This is a genomic window from Thalassobaculum fulvum, from assembly GCF_014652915.1.
In the GTDB taxonomy this organism is placed as follows: domain Bacteria; phylum Pseudomonadota; class Alphaproteobacteria; order Thalassobaculales; family Thalassobaculaceae; genus Thalassobaculum_A; species Thalassobaculum_A fulvum.
Genome location: NZ_BMZS01000006.1, coordinates 136,405 through 157,203, shown reverse-complemented (window position 1 = coordinate 157,203; position 20,799 = coordinate 136,405). Strand labels below are relative to the sequence as shown.

The following is a 20,799-nucleotide window of genomic DNA, read 5'->3' as shown; positions in this document are numbered from 1 at the left end:
GTATGCGATCGCGTCGAGACGCCCGTCGCGCCGTGGGTCCCGGAGCCGCCCGCTTGCGCGGACTCTCCGGGATGACGACCGTTTTCCTTGTTCCGTCATTCCGGAGGGGGCGCGTCAGCGCCCGGCTCCGGAACCCACCCGCCGCTCCGACATGCGGGCAAACTGACGCGACGGAATAAACACAGGAGAAGGGGAAGGCATGACGGTGCAGGACGAGGTCATGGCGAGGCTGACCGAGGTGTTCCGCGACGTGTTCGACGACGACGAGCTGACGGTGTTCCCGGCGATGACCGCCAAGGACGTCGACGAGTGGGACTCGCTGATGCACATCACCCTGGTGCTGGCGGTCGAGAAGGAGTTCGCCGTCAAGCTGAACGCCGCCGAGGTCGGCAAGCTCGAGAACGTCGGCCAGATGGTCGAGCTGCTGGCCCGCAAGGCCGCCTGAGCCCGCGACGAACGGACTCGGCCATGGATCGCCTGCTCAGCCCCAACGAGGCCAAGTTCTGGCTGATGGACTGGGGCGCGCCGATGAACACGGTGATCGTCACCCGCACCGCCGGCCGGGTCGATCCGGCGGCGCTGACGGGCGGCGACTTCGCGGTGCCGGTGGTCACGCTCGACCGCCACCAGCGGCCGCGCTGGGCGGCGAGCGATGCGGCTGGCACGGTCGAGGAGGTCGCGGCGACGGACGCGGCGGAAGCGGACGGGGCGGGCTGGCTCGGCGTGGCCGAGCGCCTGCTCGACCGGCGGATCGGCACCGAGGGTCACCCGCCCTGGCACGCGGCGGTGCTGCAGCACGGCGACGCCTCGACGGTGGTGCTGGCGGTCAACCATGCGGTCGCCGACTATCGTACCGGCCAGTGGCTGGCCGACCACCTGCTGGCCGGCACGCATCCCGGCGAGATCGCCCCGGCCTGCGAGGAGGTGCTGCCGTCGAAGCTGTACGGCGGCGAGGACTCCCTGGACCTGGTCGAGGAGTGGTGGCTGGCCCGCGCCGGCGCCCGCTGGGAGGCGATCGGCCTGGACCGGCTGGCCTCGGTGCTGCCCGCGGCGAACCGCAGCCGGCTGGACGTGGTGCGGCTGTCGGCGGACGACACCGCCGCCCTGCAGGCCCGGATCGAGGACGAGGGCGCCTCGCTGAACGGCGCGGTGGCGATCGCCCTGCGCGACCTCCTGGGCGCCGGGCGGGTGGCGCATGCGGTCGACATGAGCCGGTTCGTCCGCCCGCCGCTGCCGCAGGCACCCGGTGTCGCGGTCTCGCACGTGTTCGCCGAGAACCCGGCCGACGAGGATTTCTGGGAGGCGGCGCGCGGCGTGCGCGGCGCGATCTTCGAGCGCATCCAGGCCGGCGAGGCCGGCGACGCCCTGCTGATCCTGCCGCTTGCCCTGCTGCGCGAGGGCAGCGCCTTCGTCTCGGAGCCGTCGGCGGTGACCATCAGCGGCTTTCCCACGTACCGCCGCCCCGAGGATGCGGGCGACGGCCACCCCATGCAGATCGTGCTGAGCTCGGCGCGCGGCGGCGGCGACGTGGTGATGCTGACCTACGACGGCGCGCGGCTGCAGCTCATCGGCTGCCGCCCGGAGGACGGGGCAGGGGTGGATCTGCAGGGGCTGGCGGACAGGCTGGTGGCAGCGGCTTAACGCTCACGGAGCGGCGGGTGGGTTCCGGCTCGATCCGGTCCGCTCGTGCGGCCCGCCTCGTCCGGCATGACGTCAAAAAAGGGTAGGCACCCGGCTCCCCACCCCTGACGTCATTCCGGCCGGGCGCGCCGCCCCGGCGCGGCCGAGCCGGAACCCACCAGGCGACGGGCGCTGCCCCTACCCGACCTCCACGAACAGTTTGGTCAGCCCGCGCACCAGGATGCTCTCCTGGCGCTCGTGGCCGACCACCTTCAGCTCCGGCAGCCGCTTCGCCAGCTCGCTGAACACGATCTCGGCCTCCAGGTTCGCCAGGTTGGAGCCGGCGCAGGTGTGGATGCCGATGCCGAACGCCAGGTGCCGGCTGTCGTCGCGTGCCAGGTCCAGGCGGTCGGGGTCGGGGAACACGTCGGGGTCGCGGTTCGCCGCGCCCAGGCCGAAGCCGATGGTCTGGCCCTTGCGAATCCTCGTGCCGCGGAACTCCAGGTCCTCGAGCGCGTGGCGGAAGGCGATCTGCTGCGGGCTGTCGTAGCGCATCAACTCCGACACCAGCGCCTTGGCCGGCACTCGGCCGTCGCGGAACGCCGCGTACTGCGCCGGGTTGGCGGCCAGTGCCTTCAGCCCGTTGCCGATCAGCAGCGACGAGGCCTCGTGGCCGGCGAACAGGAAGAATACCGACGACGCCAGCAGCTCGTCGTCGGTCAGGTATTCGCCGTCGGCGCGGGCCTGCACCAGCAGGTCCATCAGGGTGACGCCGGTGCCGCGTTTGTGGGCGGCGACCAGGCCGCGGAAGTACTCGATCAGCTCGCGCGCCCGAGCGCTGCCGGCCAGGATCCGCTCGGGCGTGCGCACCAGGTCGAGGGCCAGCGTGATCTCGCGCACCCAGCCGCGGATCAGCGGGTGGTCGCGCTCCGGCACGCCCAGCAGGTCTGAGACGATGTCGATCGACAGCGGCGAGGAGAAGTCGGAGACGATGTCGACGGTGCCGCTCGCCGGCAGCCGCGCCAGGGCCGCCGCGACCAGCTCCTCCAGCCGCGGCCGCATGGCGGTGACCGTGCGCAGGGTGAACACCGGGGCGGCGATCCGGCGCAAGCGGGCGTGGTCCGGCGGGTCCTTGAACAGCATCCAGTTGGCGATCATGCCGTACAGCGGCTTGTGCTCGTCCGGGATCGGCGGGAACGCGTCGGGCGGGAACACCTTGGCCAGCTCGCGGCCGAACCGGTTGTCCTTCAGCCCGGCGACCACGTCGTGGTAGCGGCTGACGAACCAGAACCCGAGATAGCCCGAGGCCGGCGTGGTCGCCCAGGCCATCGGATGCTCGCGCCGCAACCGCGCGTAGATCGGGTAGGGGTCCTCGCGGACCTCGGGGTCGAGCGGCCGGAAGGCCGCGCGTCCGACTTGGTTCATGGCGTCCCTGGTCGCGTGTATCGAGCCGCCGCAGTGTGGCATGGCGGGACGGCGGCGGGTACCCGCGGTTGTGCCGGAGGAGACGGGTGGACGCCCGTCGCGGCGTGGGTCCCGGATGCGTCCCGCCGTCGGCGGTCCGCTCCGGGATGACGTCAGGGGGAGGGGGACGGCCCGTCACACTCTTTGCCGTCATCCCGGACGAGCGCGCCGCCCCGGCGCGGTCGATCCGGGACCCACCCACCGCTCCGTCGACGGGTGAAGGGCGACAGGCGGCGGCCCGGATGCTACGGATTCGGCACCTCCCACCGACCCTCCCAGCCCGCATGACCTCCGACTGGCTCGTCAGCTACCGCCCGACCCCTTCGGCCGCGTCCCTGGCGGCCGCGACCCGCATCGTCGCGCTGCCGCATGCCGGCGCCGGGCCGACGGTGTTCCGGCAGGCCGCCGGCCTGCTGCCGGACGACCTCGAGCTGCTGGCGGCCGAGCTGCCGGGCCACGGCAAGCGGCTGTCGGAGCCGCCGCACCGGCGCTCGGAGACGCTGATCGCGGCGCTGCTGCCGGCGGTCGTGGCGGCGGTGCAGGGGCGCGACTGGGTGCTGTTCGGCCACAGCATGGGGGCGTTCCTGGCGCACGAGCTGTGCCGGGCACTGCGCCGGGCCGGCCACGCCCTGCCGCGGCGGCTGATCGTGTCGGGGCGGCGGCCGCCGAACTACCCGGCCCCGGAGCTCGACCTGCACAAGCTGCCGGACGCCGACTTCGTGCACGAGCTGACCCGGCGCTACGACGGCATCCCGGCGGTGATCCGCAACGAGCCGGAACTGCTGCAGCTGTTCCTGCCGGTGCTGAAGGCGGATTTCGAGGTGTTCGAGACCTACCGGTTCAGCGACGAGCCGCCGCTCGACCTGCCGATCGCGATCTGGGGCGGGCGCGACGACCCGCAGACCGCGCAGATGGACGGCTGGGCGGATCTGGCGGCCGGGCCGGCGAGCCAGCGGCTGTTCGACGGCGGGCACTTCTACCTGACCGACCGGCCCGAGCGATTCGCCCGGGCGCTGGCCGAGGAAACCACCAACGACCGGACCTGAGAGAGAGGAAACCATGCGCGCGCACGACCTGGACAGCCTGCTGGCGCTCGAGGAGATCAAGCGGCTGAAGGCCGCCTACTGCCGCTATCTCGACACCAAGCAGTGGGACCGGCTGCGCAGCCTGTTCGCCGACGACACGGTGTTCGAGGGCTTCGGCTCGGCCCCGACCGGCTCGACCGCCGACCAGTTCGTCGCCGGCGTCGCCGGGCGGCTGACCGACGCCGTCACCATCCACCACTGCCACATGCCGGAGATCGAGTTCATCGCCCCGCATCGGGCGCGCGGGGTGTGGGCGATGATGGACCTGGTGGAGCTCGGCGGAGGGCGTAGCCCGAAGGAGGCGCCGGGCCACCGCGGCTTCCACGGCCTCGGCCACTACGAGGAGGAGTACCGGGTGGTCGACGGGGCCTGGAAGTTCTGCTTCCTGCGGCTCACCAGGCTGCGCGTCGATCCGCTGCCGCTGGACCATCCGCTGCCGCGGACCGACCTGCTGGCGCACTCGCCCGACTGGCTGCCGGGGTGAGGGGCGCCCGTCGCACCGTGGGTCCCGGCTCTTCGCGGCTTCGCCGCTGCGGCCGGGATGAGGAATGATGATCCTTCTTCCCTCATCCCGGCCGTAGCAAAGCGGAGAGCCGGGACCCACGGTGCGACGGGCGTCACGTCACCTGCAGGCCGCCGTCGACGAACAGGATGTGGCCGTTGACGTAGCTGGCGGCCGGCGAGGCCAGGAACAGCAGCGGGCCGACCAGTTCCTCGGGCTCGGCGAAGCGCTTGATCGGCACCTGGTCGGTCATCGCCTTGGCGCGCTCCGGGATGGCGCGCAGGTCGGCGTTCATGCGGGTGCGGATGAAGCCGGGGGCGATGGCGTTGCTGCGGATGCCGAACGGTCCCCATTCCAGCGCCAGCACCCGGGTCATGTGGGCGATTGCCGCCTTCGAGGTGCAGTAGGCGACCCGGCCGTCCAGCGCCTTGATCGAGGCGATCGACGAGATGTTGACGATCGCGCCCTTGCCGCGCGGCTTCATCAGCCGGCCGGCGGCGCGGGCGCACAGGAACGCGGCGTCGACGTTGACGCTCATCAGCGCGCGCCAGCGCTCGAACTCGGTGTCGTCCGGGGTCGCGCGCATCAGTACCCCGGCGTTGTTGACCAGCAGGTCGAGCTCGGCCGGCACCGCCTCGGCGAACAGCCGGTCGACCGCCTTCTCGTCGGTGATGTCGCAGGCCGCCGTGGTCACCCGGTCACTGGCCCACTGCTCGGCCGCGGCAGCCAGCCCGTCGGCGTCACGGTCGACCGCGACGACGCGCGCCCCGCCGCCGAGCAACCCGGCCACCAGGCAGCGCCCGATGTCGCCGGCCGCCCCGGTCACCACCGCGGTCTGGCCGGAGACGCTGAACTGGTCCGTCATGCATTCCTCCTGTTGTGGCGCCCGTCGCGTTGTGGGTCCCGGATCGCCGCGCTGCGGCGTCCGGGATGAGGGTGAGATGGGCGTGTCTTTAAGTCCTCATCCCGGCCGGAGCGGCACAACCGCGGAGAGCCGGGACCAAGTTTTGTCTGGGTGAAGCCCTAGCGCGGCACCGCCTCCCACCCCAGCCCGGCGATCGCCCGGTGACTCTTGGCGATGTCCTCGTCGCCGTGGGCCGAGATGATCTCCAGCATGGTCGGGACCTGGAGCCCGGTCTCGCGCATCGCCGCCGCCACCTCGTCGAACCGGACCACGCCGGTGCCGATGGTCGAGTGGTCCCACTTGTCGAGACGGGTGTCCGACAGGTGCACGACCTTGGCCCGCGAGGCCACCCGCTTCAGCCCCTCGCCCGGGGCTTCGCCGATGAAGGTGGCGTTGGCGGCGTCGTAGCAGATCCCGAGCCGGTCGTTGCCGAGCCGGTCGATCGCCTTCATCAGGCCGTCGGCGGTCGGAATGAACGCCATCGGGATGTTCTCCAGCACGATTCCGAGGCCGTTGTCCTCGGCCAGCCGGTCGAGCTCCGCGAGGGCCTCCTCGAACCAGCCCCACACCAGGTCGGAAGGGGCCGGCAGCAGCGGGTGGGTCTTGCCCGGCACCACCAGCACCCAGGGCACGCCCCAGTCGGCCGCCAGCTCGACCACCCGCCGGTAGTGGGCGCGGGTCATCGCCCGCATCTCCGGCGACGGGCTGACCAGGTTCAGGTCCAGGCTCGGCGGGTTCAGGACCTCGACCCTGAGATCGCGGTCGGATAGCAGCTTCGCCACCGCCCGCCGTTCGCCGGCGTCGAGCTCCTCCGGCCACAAATGCGGCCGGTTCACCAGCAGCTCCACCAGCCGGTAGCCCCGGTCCGCGAGGTGCGCGAGCGTGTCGCGGGCCGAGAGCTTCCAGATGTAGGAGTAGGTGTGGATGCCGACCGGCCATCCGTCCTGTTTCGGGCCGGTCACGGCTTCAGCCCCGCGGCCTCCAGCGCCTTGCGGAAGTTCGGCTCCGGATGCGGCAGCGGCGGCAGCTCCCAGCTGCCGGTGCCGATCGGCCGGACCTCGCGGTCGACCGGGACCTCCAGCAGGTAGGGCTTGTTCGCCTTGATGGCGTGGTCGAGCGCGTCCTCGAGCTGGCCGGCCTGGTCGATGCGGGCAGATTCCACGCCCATCGACCTGGCCATCATCGCGAAGTCGGCGCTGAACAGCTGCTGCGAGGCGTCGTGGATGAAGCCGGTCGCCAGCTCGCGGCCGCCGAACAGCCCGACCTGCAGGTCGCGGATCGAGCAGTAGCCGTTGTTGTTCCAGACCACCCAGACCACCGGGATGTCGTACTCGACGGCGGTCAGCAGGGCGTGCGGGGTCATCAGGAACGAGCCGTCGCCGACCACCGCCACGCACGGCCGGTCCGGGGCCGCCAGCTTGGCGCCGAGGATGCCGGAGGTGGCGAAGCCCATGGCGGCGAAGCCCCAGCTGTGGATCAGTTGGCGCGGCCGCCGGGTCTCCAGCATCTGGATCACCCAGTTGTGGTGCACGCCGACGTCGGAGGCGACGATGGCGTTCTCCGGCAGCGACTTCGACAGCGCGTGCATCAGCCGTTCCGGGCGCAGCGGCACCTGGTCGGAGGCGATGAACTGGCCCTGGTACCTGTTCCAGATCTCGCGGTCGCCCTGCAGCTTCTTCAGCCAGCCGGCGGTGCGCTGGTTCGGCTCGGTCAGCCGTGCCTTGGCCAGCTCGACCATGACCTCGAGGCTGGCCCGGGCGTCGCCGACGATGCCGAGCTCGGCCGGATAGTTCTTGCCGATCTCGAAGGTGTCGATGTCGATCTGGATCAGCCGCGACGGCGGGATCGCCAGGGTGTAGCCCTTGAGCCAGGCGCTGGTGGCGCGGTCGTCGAAGCTGAAGCCGATCGCCAGGATCACGTCGGCGCCGCGGCTGGCCTCGTTGCCGGCGAAGGTGCCGTTGCGGCCGATGGTGCCGAACGCCAGCGCGTGGCGGTCGTCGATCGAGCCCTTGCCGTTCGGGCTGGTCACCACCGGGATGTTGGTGGCCTCGGCGAACTTCGTCAGCGCCTCGGTGGCCTCGCTCAGCATCAGGCCCTGGCCGACGATGATCACCGGCCGCTCGGCCGCCAGCAGCATGTCGACGGCGGCGGCCAGCGCCTCGGGGGCGCCGGGCGAGCGCTGCTTCATGTGGTGGATCGGCTGCGGGACCTCGACCTCGGCCTCCTCGACGAACACGTTCAGCGGCACGTCGAGGTTGACCGGGCCGGGCCGGCCGCTGCGCATCAGCTGGCAGGCCTGGCGGACCGCCAGCGGCACCATGTCGACCCGGGTCGGCTGGTAGCTGCGCTTGACGTAGGGCCGGACCACCGACGGGAAGTCGCCCTGGTAGAACTGACCGGTCTCCTGGAACGGATTCCGGTTGAACTGGTCGGTCGGGACGTTGCCGGTGATCGCCAGGAACGCCGAGGAGTCCATCATCGCCGCGGCCAGCGCCACCACCAGGTTGGCCGAGCCCGGGCCGCAGGAGGTGAAGGTGGCGGCCGGCTCGTGCCTGATCTTCCAGTAGGCGTCGGCCATGTAGCCGGCCGACTGCTCGTGGTGCACCGAGATCGTCTTGATCCGGTTGCCGGCTTTGTAGGCGCCGTCCAGGAAGCCGACGTTGCCGTGGCCGCACACCCCGAACAGGTAGGGGATGCCTTCCTTGCAGAGCTGGTCGACGATGATGTCGGCGCCGTTCTGCAGCGCCTTGGTGGCCTGATCCATGGGGTCTCCTCCGGTATTGCTCAGACGGCCGCGCCGGCGGCGCGCCGGTGCAGGCCGGGGCTGCCGAGCAGCCGCGAGATGTCGAGTGCCGCGGCCTTGATCTGCGGCACCAGGGTGGCGATCCGTTCCGGCGTCATGCGGTCGGACGGGGCGGACAGGCTGACCGTGGCGAACGGCCGGCCGGTGTGGTCGGTGATCGGCGCGCCGATGCAGCGCAGGCCGATGGCCATCTCCTCGGCGTCCAGCGCGTAGCCCTGGTCGCGGATCTGCCGCAGCTCCTCGCGCAGGCGCGCCGGGTCGGTGATGGTGTTGGCGGTGAAGCTCTTCAGCCCGTAGGTCGCGACGTAGTCGTCGATCTCGGCGTCCGGCATGTAGGCCAGCAGGACCTTGCCGAGCGCGCTGGCGTGGGCCGGGCTGCGCTTGCCGACGAACGAGTGCATGCGCACCAGCTCGGTGCCGTCGACGATCTGCACGCAGACCGCGTCGCCCTCGTACAGGATGCCGACATAGACGGTCTCGCCGGTGCTCTCCGCCAGGTTCATCAGCGGCGGCAGGGCCTGCCACTTGAGCTGCTCGTGCCGCATCGCGGTCTTGCCGAGCGAATAGAACCGCATGCCGAGCTGGAACCGGCCGGTATCCTCGTCCTTCGCCAGGTACCCCGACTCCTGCAGGGTGTGCAGGATCCGGAACGCGGTCGCCTTGTTCAGGCCGAGATGGGCGGCCAGCTCGGTCAGGCTCCAGCTCTCGCGCTGGGCGAAGCAATCGATCACCTCCAGCCCCTTGCGGAGCGAGGCGATCAGGTAGGGATCGCGGTCGGGCTCGGTCACGGCACGCCTCCCCGGCGTTTCGGTTTCCCGGTGTTCCGCATTCGAAACATGGGTTTCTGAAATTGACAAGTTGTTTCGTATCGCGAAACCATGAGGCAATACGAGGCGGCGCCCGTCGCTTCGTGGGTCCCGGCTCTGCGCGGCGCCGCCGCTACGGCCGGGATGAGGGAGAACGGGGGCCACCCCACCTTCCTCATCCCGGCCAAGCGCAGCGCGAGCCGGGACCCAGGCGGCGACGGGCGCCCACAAACGGAGGAAGCGATGCGTTTCGAGAACGTCCTGGTGACCGGTGCCGGCGGGCTGCTGGGCGGCTACACGGTGGCCGAGCTCAGGGACCGGTGCCGGGTGTCCGGGCTCGACCTGCTGCCGGCCGAGGGCATTCCGCACGTCGAGGGTAGCATCGAGGACGCCGATGCGGTCGCCCGCGCCTGCGAGGGCCAGGACGCCATCGTCCACATCGCCGCCCGGCCGAACGTGTGGAGCGGCAGCGGCCGCGAGATCATCCAGACCAACGTGGTCGGCACCTGGAACGTGCTGGAGGCGGCCGAGAATGCCGGGGTGAAGCGGGTGATCGTGACCTCCAGCGACTCGGTGGTCGGCTTCACGGTGTTCGAGGGGGCGATGATCCCGCCGGACTACCTGCCGGTCGACGGCGAGCATCCGCGGCGGCCGACCGACCCGTACGCGCTCAGCAAGAAGCTGTGCGAGGACATGGCGCGCAGCTTCGCCGACCGCGGCAAGCTCGAGGTGGTGGTGGTGCGGCCGGTCTACGTGCTGTACCCGGAGTTCGAGTGCGAGGTGAAGGCGCGGGCCGCCGACCCGAAGGGCTACAAGGGCCCGGCGGCGGGCGGCCGGCAGCCGGCCGGCGGCGGACCGATGTGGCACTACATCGACCCGCGCGACGTCGCCCGCGCCTACCGCTGCGCGCTGGAGGTCGAGGAGCCCGGTTTCGGCCCCTACTTCCTGTGCGGCCCGACGACGCTGGCGCCGGAGCCGACGGTCGACCGCCTGCGCGACAGGACCGGGCGCGAGACCGACCTGCGCGACCCGGCGCTGTACCGCGACAACCCGCATGCCCCGCTCTACGATCTGACGGGGGCCGCGGAGCATCTCGGGTTCCGGGCGGCGCACGACCTTCGGCGCGTGCTCTACGGCTGACCCTCGATTGCCCCTCGTACCAGCTCGGCGACCAGGTCCGCCATCACCGGCAGATTATCACCGTCGAGAATCGACAGGTGGTCGCCGGGCATGGTCCGCACGTCGAGCCGGCCCTGCACCAGCTCGGTCCAGCCGAGCCCGGGGTCGGCCAGCGAGTCGGCCGGCTCGTAGTCCAGGAACTCGGCCGGGAAGCCGCCTTCGGTGCGGATCAGCGCCATGTCGCCGGGGATCGGGGCCGGCCGGTAGCCGCCGAGCGCCCGCCAGTTGGCCTTGAACACCGCCACTAGGCGGTCGATCGGCAGCGCGATCGGGCCGATCAGGCCGGCCCCGGCGACGGCGTCGGCGATGCGCTGCAGGGCGTCCGAGGGCGGCAGCGCGTCGAGGTCGGCCTGCGAGAGCGCCAGCCGGTCGCCGTACAGGGCGTACAGCGCCCGGGTCATGGCGGTGTGCGCGACCGCGTCGGTCTGGAAGGCAGCGAGGTCGGTCCGGGTGCGGACGGTGTCGCCGAGCAGCAGCAGCGGCACCTCTTCGCCGGCATCGCGCAGCCGGCGGGCGACCTCGATGGCCACGCACCCGCCGAACGAATGGCCGCCGATCAGGTAAGGTCCGTGCGGCTGCATCCGCCGGATTTCCTGCAGCACGAACTCGGCCTGGGCCTCGATGCTGTCGAGCGGCCGCTCGTCGCCCAGCAGCCCCGGCAACTGCGCCGAGACCAGCGCGACCTCGTCGGCCAGGGCCGTGGCCATGCCCTGCAGGTAGAACGGCAGCGACATGATGCCCGGCATCATGAACAGCCGCCGGCGGGTGTCGTCCGGGCGCGGCTGCAGGGTCACCAGGGCGTGGGTGCCGCCGAGCCCGTCGGCGATCGCCCGGGCCAGGGTGCGCACCGTCGGCTCCTCGAACATCGCCTGCAGCGGCACGGTGCGCCCCAGGCGCTCGCTCAGACGCCGCTGCAGGGCGACCATGGTCAGCGAGGTGGCGCCGAGCTCGAACAGCGAGCGGTCGGGCGGGCAGTCGTCCTGCTGCAGCAGCTCGCCGACCACGGCGGCGACCTCGACTTCCAGGGCATCGGCCGGGCCGGTCTCGGCCCTAGGCCGGGCTGCCGCCGCGACCATCCGCTGCAGCGCGCCGCGGTCGACCTTGCCGTTGGCCGACAGCGGCAACCGGCCGAGCGCGGTGATGGTCTGCGGGATCATGTAGGCCGGCAGCCGGTCGGCGAGATGGGCGCGCAGCCGCTCCTCCAGCCCGGCGGCGGCCGCGGGCGCGCCCGGCACCGTCGCCAGGATCACGTCGAGGCCCATGCGGCCGGTCAGGCTGTCCTCGGCGCCCGGCGTGGCGACCGGCACGAAGCCGGCCTCCGCCAGCAGCGCGTTCCAGGTGTCGCGCGACAGCAGCGGGTGGTCGGGGCGCAGGTCGCGGTCGGTGCGGGTGTCGAACCCGGCCTGCAGGCCCATGTTGAGGTCGAACCACGGGAAGAACCGGGTCTGCTCCGACAGGATCAGCAGGCCGCCCGGCTTCAGGTGGCGGCGCAGGATCGCCAGGGTGCGGCGGACGTCGGCGGCGGCGTGCAGGGCGCTGCTGGCGATCACGACGTCGACGGCCTCCGGCGTCCCGTCCGGCTCGCGGTCGAAGTCGAGAACCTCGAAGTCGACCCAATCGTAGGCGCCGAACCGCTCGCGCGCCCGGTTCACCAGGTGCCGGCTGACGTCGGTGAAGCGATAGCGCACCCGGCCCTCGGGCAGGGTCGGCGCGATCGCCTCCAGCGTGGTGGCGAGGCCGCCGCCGACTTCCAGCACGGAGATCGGCCGGTCTTCCGCCAGCCCGGCGACCGCGGCGGCGATCACCGCGTTCGGCCCGGCGAACAGGGTGTCGTAGACCGCCGGGGTCGCGGCCGAGAGATAGATCGACGACGAGTGCCGCCGCTCGGTCAGGATGTCGGCCAGGCTGCCGGTCACCATGTCCAGCAGCCCCAGCGCCTCCGGCCCGAAGCCGAGCCGGTTGACGCTGTCGACGGTCTCGAACGGCTGCGGCTCGGCGTCCCAGCCGACCCGCGCGACCTCCGGCAGCATGCGGTTCAGCCAGTCGCGATAGCGCTCGGCGACCCCGTGCTCGGCGATCAGCGCGTCGGCGTCCGGGATACCCGGCGTGCCGGACAGCCGACGCAGCGCGGCGGCGGCGGCGGCCGCGGCGTTGTCCGACAGCCGGTCCGACAGGGCTGAGTAGTCGTCGGCAGAGATCGCCACCGCCATCTCGTCAGCCGCCGCCTGGGCGGCCGCGACGACCGCGTCGAAGTCGGCCGGGGTGTCGTCCGCGGCGGTCGCTTCCGGCACCACGAAGGCGTGCAGCGACTTGGCCCTTCCGCCCTCCGAGGCGGTCACGGCGACCGCCTGGGCGACCTCCGGGTGCGATGCCAGGGTCGCCTCGATCTCGCCAAGCTCGATGCGGTGGCCCTGGATCTTGACCTGGAAGTCCTCGCGGCCGAGGAACTCGATCGGCGTCGGTCCCCCCTCGGGGGTGCCGGCATAGGGCCGGAACCGGCCGAGGTCGCCGGTGCGGTAGCGGCGCTCGCCGCTGACCGGGTCGAGGCGGAACCGCTCGTCGGTCCGTTCGGGGTCGCGCCAATAGCCGCGGGCCAGGCCCTGGCCGGCGATCTCGATCTCGCCGACCGTCCAGTCCGGGCATGGCTCGCCGCGGTCGTTGACCACGTGCAGCATGTGGCCGTCGAGCGGCAGGCCGTAGGGCACGCTCGGCCAGGTCGGGTCGAGCTCGCCGATCTCGTGGGCGTTCGACCAGATCGCCGCCTCGGTGGCACCGCCCAGCGCCACCAGTTCGACCCCCGGCGCCTGGGCGCGCAGCCGCGGGATCAGGTCGAGCGGCACCCAGTCGCCGCTCATCAGTACCAGCCGCAGCGTGTGGTCGGCCGGCAGCCCGTGCTCGACCTGCATGGCCATCAGCGCCGGCACGGTGTTCCACAGGGTCACCCGGTGCTCGACCAGCAGCCGCGCCCATTCCGCCGGGTCGCGGTTGGCCTCCGGCGCCGGCAGCACCACCGCACCGCCGACGGCGAGCGGCCCGAAGATGTCGTAGACCGACAGGTCGAAGTTTAGCGCCGACAGGCCGAGCGCCCGGTCGTCGGGACCGACCGCCCAGCGCCGGTTGATCTCGCGCACGGTCGCCAGCGCCGCCCGGTGGTCGATCATCACCCCCTTCGGCTGGCCGGTGGAGCCGGACGTGTAGATCACGTAGGCGAGGCGGTCCGGCCCCTCGATCGGCGCCAGGCCCGGCAGCGGCTCGCCGCGCTTGGCCGCGGCCAGTGCGTCGTCCAGCTCGTCCGGGTCGTCGAGCACCAGCGCCTCGCCCTGCTCGATCAACAGGCGGCGGCGCTCGGCCGGCAGCGACGGGTCGATCGGCAGGTAGGCGGCGCCGGCCTTCAGGATCGCCAGGCAGGCGACGATCTGCCGCCAGCCCTTCGGGAAGCACACCGCCACCAGCCGGTCGCGCGCCGCCTCGGCGCCGCACAGCTGCTCGGAGATCGAGAAGGCGAGATGGGTGGCGGCCCGGTCGAGCTGTCCGTAGGTAAGGGTCGTGTCGGGCGCGATCACCGCAACCCGGTCGGGCTCGCGCGCCGCTTGCTCCTCGAAGCCCTGGTGCAGCAGGCCGGAATCGTCGACCGGCCGGAACGCGGCGCGCGGGGCGGCCGGCAGGGTGTCGCACACCCGGTGCTCCCAGCCGGCGCCCTCGGCCAGTTCGTGCAGCAGCCGGCCATAGGCCTCGACCATCGCCTCGACCATGCCGTCCGGGAACAGCCCGACCACGGTGTCCCAGTTGCACAGCAGGTTGCCGTCCTCCTCGGAGATCTGGTGGTCGATCCAGACCTGCGGGGTGGACGAGACGTTGTAGACCGTGGTGCCGAGCCGGTCCCAGCCGGTGGCGTCGGTTTCCTCGGCGTCGAGCGATCCCGGCCGGCGGAAGCCGAGCGCGCTGGTGAACACCACCGGGACGTAACGGATACCTCTGCCGGGTTGCCGGTTCATCTCGCGCAGCACGTGGACGCCGCCGACCGCCGAGTGCTCCAGGTCCTCCGACAGCCGACGGGAGAGCGCCAGCGCGCGGTCCTGGAACCGCGGCGCTGTGGCGTCGACCTCCAGCAGGATGGTCGAGGTGAAGTCCCCCAGCAGCGACCCGATGTCGGGGTGGTGCTGCGGCCGGTTGAACGAGGTGACGGTCAGGCTGAAATGCGCCGACCGGCTCCACGCCGCCAGGGTGTCGGCATAGGCGGCGGCCAGCAGGGTCGAGAGAGTCAGGTTGCGGGCCTGGGCCTGGCGCTTCAGCGCCTCGGCGGTGTCCCTGGGCACCACCACGCGGTGACGCTCGAACACCGGGCGTTCCGGGCTGGCAGGGTCGCGCGCCAGTGGCAGCTCCGGGCCGCCCGGCAGGGCGGCGGCGCGCTCGCGCCAGTACACCTCGCTGGTCTTCCAGGCCTCGGTCTCGCGGTAGGCGCGCTCCTCCAGCACGTAGTCGCGGAAGCTGAGGCCGACCGGCGGCAGCTCGGCGTCGGGGTCGTCGTACAGCCGGCCCCACTCGCGGCGAAGCGCGAAGATGCTGGCGGCGTCGAGCGCGATCAGGTCGAAGCCGGTGTGCAGGCGGACGCGGTCGTCGAGCACCGTCACCCGCACGTCGAACAGCGGCCAGGTGTCCGGGTCGACCAGCCGCTGCGGCAGATCGCGGCGCAGCCGCTCCAGCTCCGACTCGGCCGGCCGGCCGCGCAGGTCGAGCACTTCGAAGCGGTAGTACGGGACCTCCGGCAGCACCCGCTGCAGCCCGTCCGGGCCGATCACCGCGCGCAGCATGTCGTGCCGGCGGATCAGGGCGTTGAACGCACGCTCGGCGTGCTCGACGTCGACCACCGAGGTGTCGAACTCGGTGTAGAGGTAGCAGCCGACATTGCCGAGCTCGACGTCGCTGCGCCGGCCGAGCCAGTAGGCCTGCTGCATCTCGGTCAGCGGGAACGGCTCGTACCGGTTGGCCGGGTCGGGGACGATCGTGCGATCCGGACTTGCCGGTTCGGCGGCGGTCGCGGCACCGCCGGTCAGGCTCTCGGCGATGCTCTCGATCGAGGCGCCCTCGATCAGGTCGCGGACCGACAGCGGGACGCCCAGCTCCTTCTCGACCCGGTTCTTGATCTCGACCGCGACCAGGGAGTCGAGGCCCATCTCGTACAGCGGCGCGCGCACGTCGACGCTGCCGGTCAGGCCGAGCACCTGGGCGACGATCGCCTCGACCCTGTCGCGGGTCTCCCTGAACCGGGCGTGGCCGTCGTCGGCCGGAGCGGCCGGTGCGTTGCCGGCGATCGCCTCGATCGAGGCGCCCTCGATCAGGTCGCGGACCGAGACCGGGATGCCGAGCTCCTTCTCGACCCGGTTCTTGATCTCGACCGCCACCAGCGAGTCGAGGCCGAGCTCGTGCAGCGGTGCACGGCGGTCGACGTGCTGGCCGGCCAGGCCGAGGATGTCGGAGACGATGCCGGCCACCCGGTCGACCGCGTCCGAGGCGACCTTGGCGGCGGGTGCAACCTGAGCGGGTGTCGGCGCTGGCGCCGGGGCGCTCTCGGCCGGGGGCGCCGCCACGTCGGCGTAGAGCGACGGCGGCGCGCCCTCGAAGTTGTCCAGGAACGCCGGCCAGTCGACCGACGGCAGCACCAGCAGCTGCGGCTGCCCGGCGGCCAGCGACTTCTCGAACGCCGCCAGCCCGTCGATCGGGTCGATGCTGCCGAGGCCGAGCTGGTCGGCCTGTTCGTCGAAGCCCATGCGGGCGGCGGCGCCGATCTCCCGCCACACCCCCCAGTCCAGGCTGAGCGCTGGCAGCCCGTCGGCGCGGCGGGCGCGGGCCAGGCCGTCGAGGAAGCTGCTGGCGAAGGCGTGGTTGGACTGCCGGGCCGAGCCGAGCACCCCGGCGGCCGAGGCGAACAGGATGAAATGCCTGACCGGATGCTCGCGGGTGGCCCGGTCGAGGGCGACGGCGCCGCCGATCTTGGCGTGCAGCACCCGCGCGATCGTGCCTTCACCCTGGGCAGTCACCGGTGCGTTGGCGAGCGCGCCGGCGGCGTGGATCACGCCCTCGACCTCGCCCATCCCGGCCAGGACGGTCGCGATCAGCGCGGTGTCGGCGGCGTCGCCCTGGTGGATCTCGACCGGCACCCCGAGGTCGGGCACCAGCTCCGGCGGGTTGCGGCCGAGCAGGGCGATCCTCGTGGCCCCGCGGGTCGCCAGCCAGCGCGCGACCGCCTGTCCCAAGCCACCGAACCCGCCGGTGATCAGCCAGGCCCCGGAAATCGTCGGCGGCTCGCCACGCGGGGCCGGCACCGGTGCGATCCGCAGCACCCGGCGCTCGCCGTCGATCCAGCAGACCTCGTCCTCGCCGCGGTCGGCCAGCAGCTCGGCGGCCAGGGTCTCGGCGTCCGGGGGGTCGAGCAGCAGGCGCGGCGCCAGCTCCGGCTCCTCCATCGCCAGGGTGCGCACGAAGCCGGACAGGCCGGCATGCCCCGTCGCGCCGGTGGCGACCAGGGTCAGGCGCTGCGGCACCGCGCTCTCGGCGGCCTCCTTGGCCAGCGCCACCAGGTCCAGCAGCAGCGCCGACTGGGCGGCCTCGTCGGCATCGGTGGCCGGTACGACATGCACGCGGTGATCGGCCAGCGACGGATAGGCGATGCTCTGCCCGGCCGCCGCCAGCGCCTCCGACAGGTCGCCGCACAGCCTGGGGTCGCCGGTCAGCGCCCAGCTTCCGGTCTCCGGCGCCAGCTTCTCCAGCGGGCGGCGGGCCAGGATGACGTCGCTGCCCTCGACCAGGCCCGGCTCGAACCCGGCCTCGGCCAGGGCGGCGCGCCAGCCGTCGGGCGACAGCAGCGGATGGTCGGGCCGGCGCCCGGTGTCCTCGAACCGCCACCAGCCCTCGGTCAGACCGAACACGATGTCGACCCAGCGCCGCGGGCTGGAGCTCTCGACCAGCATCAGCAACCCGCCCGGCGCCAGCAGCGCGCGGGCGTGCGCCAGGCTCCGGCCGATGTCGCGCGTAGCGTGCAGCACGTTGGCGGCCAGTACGATATCGGCGCCGCCGAGGGCGAAGCCCTGGGCCGCCGGGTCGGCCTCGATGTCTAGGATCCGGGTCTCGACGGCATCGGTCCCGAAGCGCTCGCGCGCCGCCGCCAGGAAGCCCGCCGACAGATCGGTGAAGACATAGGAGCGGGCGGTGCCGCCGAGGCCTTCCAGCACCGCGCCGGTGGCGCCGCCGGTGCCGGCCCCGACCTCCAGCACGCGCAGCTTCCGGCCGGCCGGCGTAGCGCCGGACAGGGCGGTGGTGGCGGCGCGCAGCAGGCCGTTGACCGTGCGGGCATAGCCGGAGTCGGCATAGAATGCGCCGGCCCCGGCGTCGTCGGCCGGGAACAGCAGGGTCAACGGATCGACCTCGCCGGCCAGCACCTCGGCGAGGGCGCTGCCGCAGCGCCGCAGCACCCGGATCTCGCCGGCCATCTGCGGGAACCGGTGCTCGACTTCCTCGGCCGCCGCCTCGGCGTCATCCTCCTCGGGTGCGGCCTGGACGCTCCAGCGCCGTTCGTGGCGGGCCAGGATGCCGTCCTGGCTCAGCATCTCCAGCATGCGGCGGAACAGCCGGTGGTGGCGCTCGGCGATGCCCAGGCTCTCGGCCAGCGCGCCGAACCCGAACTGCCGGCCCGGTTCCAGCCGCAGGCCGCGGCGGCGCAGGGCGTCGAGCACGTACAGGGTGGCCACCCGCTCCAGTGCCTCGCCGGCCTCGGCATAGGCGGCCATGTCGTTGGCCTCGGCCAGCCGCTCACCCTCGGCCGCCAGATCGGCGGTGAGGCCGGCGAGCCCGGGGAAGAAGTCGGGCGGGCCGTCGGAATCTGGCGGGGTCGGGCGCCAGGCCAGCTCGTACAGGCCGGAGGCGGGGCCGGCCGTCGCGGCGCGCTCGAACACCAGGTCGGAAACCTGCAGGCAGGGGCCGTCGGCGTCGCGGATCGTCACCTGGGCGCTCACCCGGTCGCCGTCGCGCCGGGCCGTCGCGGTCGCGGTCAGGGTCCCGGCGGGCGAGCGCGGCAGGCCGATCCGGCCGATCCGCGTCGGCACCATCAGGTCGTCGCCGGCTTCCGGCAGGGCGGCGGCCACCAGGGTCAGCGCGGCGTCCAGGGCCGCCGGGTGGATCGCGAACGGGCCGGGGGCCGGTGCCGCGATCTCGCCTTCGGCGACGCCGCTGCCGTGGCGCACCGACCGCAGCAGCCGGAACGCCGGGCCGTGCCTGACCCCCAGCCGCTCCATCGCCGCGTAGACCGCATCGGGCTCGATCGACGAGATCGCGGCCAGGGCCGGCGGTGGGGCGGGGGCGGTCGCCGGTTCCAGCCGGCCGGTGGCGTGGACGGTCGCGTCGGCGCCGTCGCCCTCGGGATCGAACCCGACGATGCGGAGCGCGCCGTCGGCGTCGACGATGGTCTGCAGGTGCCGGCTCGCGCGGTCGGCGAGGTGCAGGGGTGCGGCGATCCGCAGGTCGACCAGGTCGTGGCCGGGCCGGGCGGCCAGCGCCATCTCGGCGAACGCCGCCGCCGGCACCGTCGGCGTGCCGTCGACCACGTGGTCGGCCAGGAAGCCGAGGCCGGGCCGGCCGGTGCCGACAATCGCCTCCCACCGGGTCTCGCTCGACAGCGGTAGCGACAGCCGGCGGCCCAGCAGCGGGTGGCTGCCGGCGGGGAGTTCGGGTTCCGGTTCCGGCCCGGGCGCCGTGTCGACCCAGTACCGGGCGTTCTCGAAGGCGTAGCTCGGCAGCGGTACCTTGCGGCCGGGCATGGCCGGCAGTTCCGGCAGCGCCTCGTTGCTCGGCTCGGCGCCGTCCAGGTCCTCGGGCCGCTCCACGCAGATCCACCAGGGCAGCCGGGCCCGGCCGACCGCGGCGGTGTGGCAGATGTCGGCGAAGTCGTCGGGGGTCTCGGCCAGGAACCGTCGGTAGCGGTCCTTCAGCGCACGCAGCGCCTCCGGGGTGCGGGCCGAGATCAGCAGGCGCGGCGCCGCGGCGGTCGCGGGCCTCGGCTCGGCCGCGGGCTGCGGCGGCGCCTCCAGGATCACGTGGACGTTGGTGCCGCTGAAGCCGAACGAGCTGACACCGACCCGATCCAGCTTCGTCTCGACCCGCCCGGTCGGCACCCGGAAGTCGGCGCCGCCGAGCTCGATGTGCGGGTTCAGTCGGGTGAAGTGCAGGCTCGGCGGCACCGCCTGGCCGCGCAGCATCAGCACCGCCTTGATGATCCCGGCGACCCCGGCGGCGGCCTCGGTGTGGCCGATGTTGGTCTTGATCGAGCCGACGTACAGCGGCCTGTCGCGGTCGCCGTACACCGCCTTCAGGGCGTGCATCTCGATCGGGTCGCCGAGCGCGGTGCCGGTGCCGTGCGCCTCGATGGCGTCGACCGCCCGCGGCTCCAGCCGGGCGTCGGCCAGGGCCTGGCGGATCACCGCCTCCTGCGCCAGGCCGTTCGGCGCGGTCAGGCCGGCGCTGCGACCGTCCTGGTTGACCGCGGTGCCGCGGATCACCGACAGGACGCGGTCGCCGTCGGCCAGCGCGTCGGCCAGCCGCTTCAGCACCACCACCCCGCAGCCCTCGCCGCGGACATAGCCGTCGGCGTCGGCGTCGAAGGTCTTGCAGGCGCCGTCCGGCGACAGCATCCGGCCCTGGCAGAAGTTGATGGTGATGTCGGGCGCCAGCATCAGGTTGACGCCGGCGACCAGCGCCAGGTTGCACTCACGGTTGCGCAGCGCCTTGACCGCCAGGTGGGTGGCGACCAGCGACGACGAGCAGGCGGTGTCGACCGCCATGCACGGGCCCTGGAAGCCGAAGGCGTAGGACAGCCGGCCGGAGGCGACGCTGGCGGCGTTGCCGGCGCCGGCGGTGGCGTTGCTGCCGGACCCGTGGGCGGTCCGGCTGAGCAGGGCCGAGTAGTCGTTGGTGCTGATGCCGAGGAACACGCCGGTGCGGCTGCCGACCAGCGACGGCGGCGGGATCGCCGCGTCCTCCAGCGCTTCCCAGGCCACTTCCAGCAGCAGCCGCTGCTGCGGGTCGATGCCGACCGCCTCGCGCGGCGAGATCCGGAAGAACAGCGGGTCGAAGCCGTCGACGCCGTCGATGAAGCAGCTCTTGCGGACGTACATCTTGCCAGGCACGCCCGGTGTCGGGTCGTAGACCGCGTCGATGTCCCAGCGCTCCTTCGGGACCTCGCGGCTGCCGTCGCGGCCTTCCGCCAGGGCCTGCCACAGCGCATCCGGGCTGTCGCCGCCGGCGGCGTAGCGGCAGCCCATCCCGACCACCGCGATCGGCGCCGAGGCCGCCTGCTCCAGCTCGGCGATGCGGGCGCGCTGGGCCTTCAGCGCGACCGCGGCCTTCTGGAGCGGCGTCATCGGAACGGACTGGTCGTTCATCGCCTC

General features: G+C 72.8%; 11 protein-coding genes. 5 read left to right on the top strand and 6 right to left on the bottom strand.

Translation table 11 applies throughout. The features are described from left to right. Positions 1-199 precede the first annotated feature (199 nt). Positions 200-445: an acyl carrier protein gene (locus IE246_RS14335; RefSeq protein WP_189990764.1), complete on the top strand. Its 246-nt coding sequence runs from the start codon at positions 200-202 to the stop codon at positions 443-445. Between the two features lie 23 nt (positions 446-468). Beyond that, positions 469-1,641 carry a hypothetical protein gene (locus tag IE246_RS14330; RefSeq protein ID WP_189990763.1) on the top strand — a complete coding sequence of 391 codons (1,173 nt, stop codon included), beginning with the start codon at positions 469-471 and terminating at the stop codon, positions 1,639-1,641. A 177-nt stretch (positions 1,642-1,818) separates the two neighbouring features. Here IE246_RS14330 and IE246_RS14325 read toward each other — a convergent pair whose 3' ends face one another. Continuing rightward, entirely contained in the window at positions 1,819-3,045 is a 1,227-nt protein-coding gene (locus IE246_RS14325) for a cytochrome P450 (protein ID WP_189990762.1), read from the bottom strand. A gap of 323 nt (positions 3,046-3,368) precedes the next feature. On the opposite strand from IE246_RS14325, the gene IE246_RS14320 reads away from it, so the two are divergent. Together IE246_RS14320 and IE246_RS14315 are read left to right on the top strand one after the other, a co-directional pair. Then, complete coding sequence (locus IE246_RS14320) at positions 3,369-4,130, top strand: thioesterase II family protein (RefSeq protein WP_189990761.1); 762 nt, start codon at positions 3,369-3,371, stop codon at positions 4,128-4,130. Positions 4,131-4,143: 13 nt separating this feature from the next. After that, a complete protein-coding gene (locus IE246_RS14315; protein ID WP_229837134.1) occupies positions 4,144-4,653 on the top strand; it encodes a nuclear transport factor 2 family protein in 510 nt (169 codons plus the stop codon). Positions 4,654-4,786: 133 nt separating this feature from the next. Here the strand turns inward: IE246_RS14315 and IE246_RS14310 are convergent, their stop codons facing one another. The 4 genes from IE246_RS14310 to IE246_RS14295 all read right to left on the bottom strand — a co-directional run bounded on the left by IE246_RS14310 (position 4,787) and on the right by IE246_RS14295 (position 9,166). Then, the gene (locus tag IE246_RS14310; RefSeq protein WP_189990759.1) at positions 4,787-5,536 is read right to left on the bottom strand and encodes an SDR family NAD(P)-dependent oxidoreductase; all 750 of its coding nucleotides are present in this window, start codon (positions 5,534-5,536) and stop codon (positions 4,787-4,789) included. Between the two features lie 158 nt (positions 5,537-5,694). Beyond that, positions 5,695-6,537: a sugar phosphate isomerase/epimerase family protein gene (locus IE246_RS14305; RefSeq protein WP_189990757.1), complete on the bottom strand. Its 843-nt coding sequence runs from the start codon at positions 6,535-6,537 to the stop codon at positions 5,695-5,697. Beyond that, entirely contained in the window at positions 6,534-8,339 is a 1,806-nt protein-coding gene (locus tag IE246_RS14300) for a thiamine pyrophosphate-binding protein (protein ID WP_189990755.1), read from the bottom strand. Before IE246_RS14300 ends, IE246_RS14305 begins: the two co-directional genes overlap by 4 nt. 20 nt (positions 8,340-8,359) lie before the next feature. Then, the gene (locus IE246_RS14295) at positions 8,360-9,166 is read right to left on the bottom strand and encodes an IclR family transcriptional regulator (protein WP_189990753.1); all 807 of its coding nucleotides are present in this window, start codon (positions 9,164-9,166) and stop codon (positions 8,360-8,362) included. 261 nt (positions 9,167-9,427) lie between these two features. Here IE246_RS14295 and IE246_RS14290 point away from each other — a divergent pair, with 261 nt between their 5' ends. Continuing rightward, positions 9,428-10,324 carry an NAD-dependent epimerase/dehydratase family protein gene (locus IE246_RS14290; protein WP_189990752.1) on the top strand — a complete coding sequence of 299 codons (897 nt, stop codon included), beginning with the start codon at positions 9,428-9,430 and terminating at the stop codon, positions 10,322-10,324. Here IE246_RS14290 and IE246_RS14285 read toward each other — a convergent pair. Then, a complete protein-coding gene (locus tag IE246_RS14285; protein WP_189990750.1) occupies positions 10,315-20,793 on the bottom strand; it encodes a non-ribosomal peptide synthetase in 10,479 nt (3,492 codons plus the stop codon). The two genes, IE246_RS14290 and IE246_RS14285, sit on opposite strands and share 10 nt — an antisense overlap. Between the last annotated feature and the right edge of the window lie 6 nt (positions 20,794-20,799).

Coding starts and splice junctions, on each gene's coding strand:
- IE246_RS14300 (WP_189990755.1), bottom strand. CDS start 8,339: ATGGATCAGGCCACCAAGGCGCTGCAGAACGGCGCCGACATCATCGTC.
- IE246_RS14325 (WP_189990762.1), bottom strand. CDS start 3,045: ATGAACCAAGTCGGACGCGCGGCCTTCCGGCCGCTCGACCCCGAGGTC.
- IE246_RS14285 (WP_189990750.1), bottom strand. CDS start 20,793: ATGAACGACCAGTCCGTTCCGATGACGCCGCTCCAGAAGGCCGCGGTC.
- IE246_RS14320 (WP_189990761.1), top strand. CDS start 3,369: ATGACCTCCGACTGGCTCGTCAGCTACCGCCCGACCCCTTCGGCCGCG.
- IE246_RS14310 (WP_189990759.1), bottom strand. CDS start 5,536: ATGACGGACCAGTTCAGCGTCTCCGGCCAGACCGCGGTGGTGACCGGG.
- IE246_RS14290 (WP_189990752.1), top strand. CDS start 9,428: ATGCGTTTCGAGAACGTCCTGGTGACCGGTGCCGGCGGGCTGCTGGGC.
- IE246_RS14330 (WP_189990763.1), top strand. CDS start 469: ATGGATCGCCTGCTCAGCCCCAACGAGGCCAAGTTCTGGCTGATGGAC.
- IE246_RS14335 (WP_189990764.1), top strand. CDS start 200: ATGACGGTGCAGGACGAGGTCATGGCGAGGCTGACCGAGGTGTTCCGC.
- IE246_RS14315 (WP_229837134.1), top strand. CDS start 4,144: ATGCGCGCGCACGACCTGGACAGCCTGCTGGCGCTCGAGGAGATCAAG.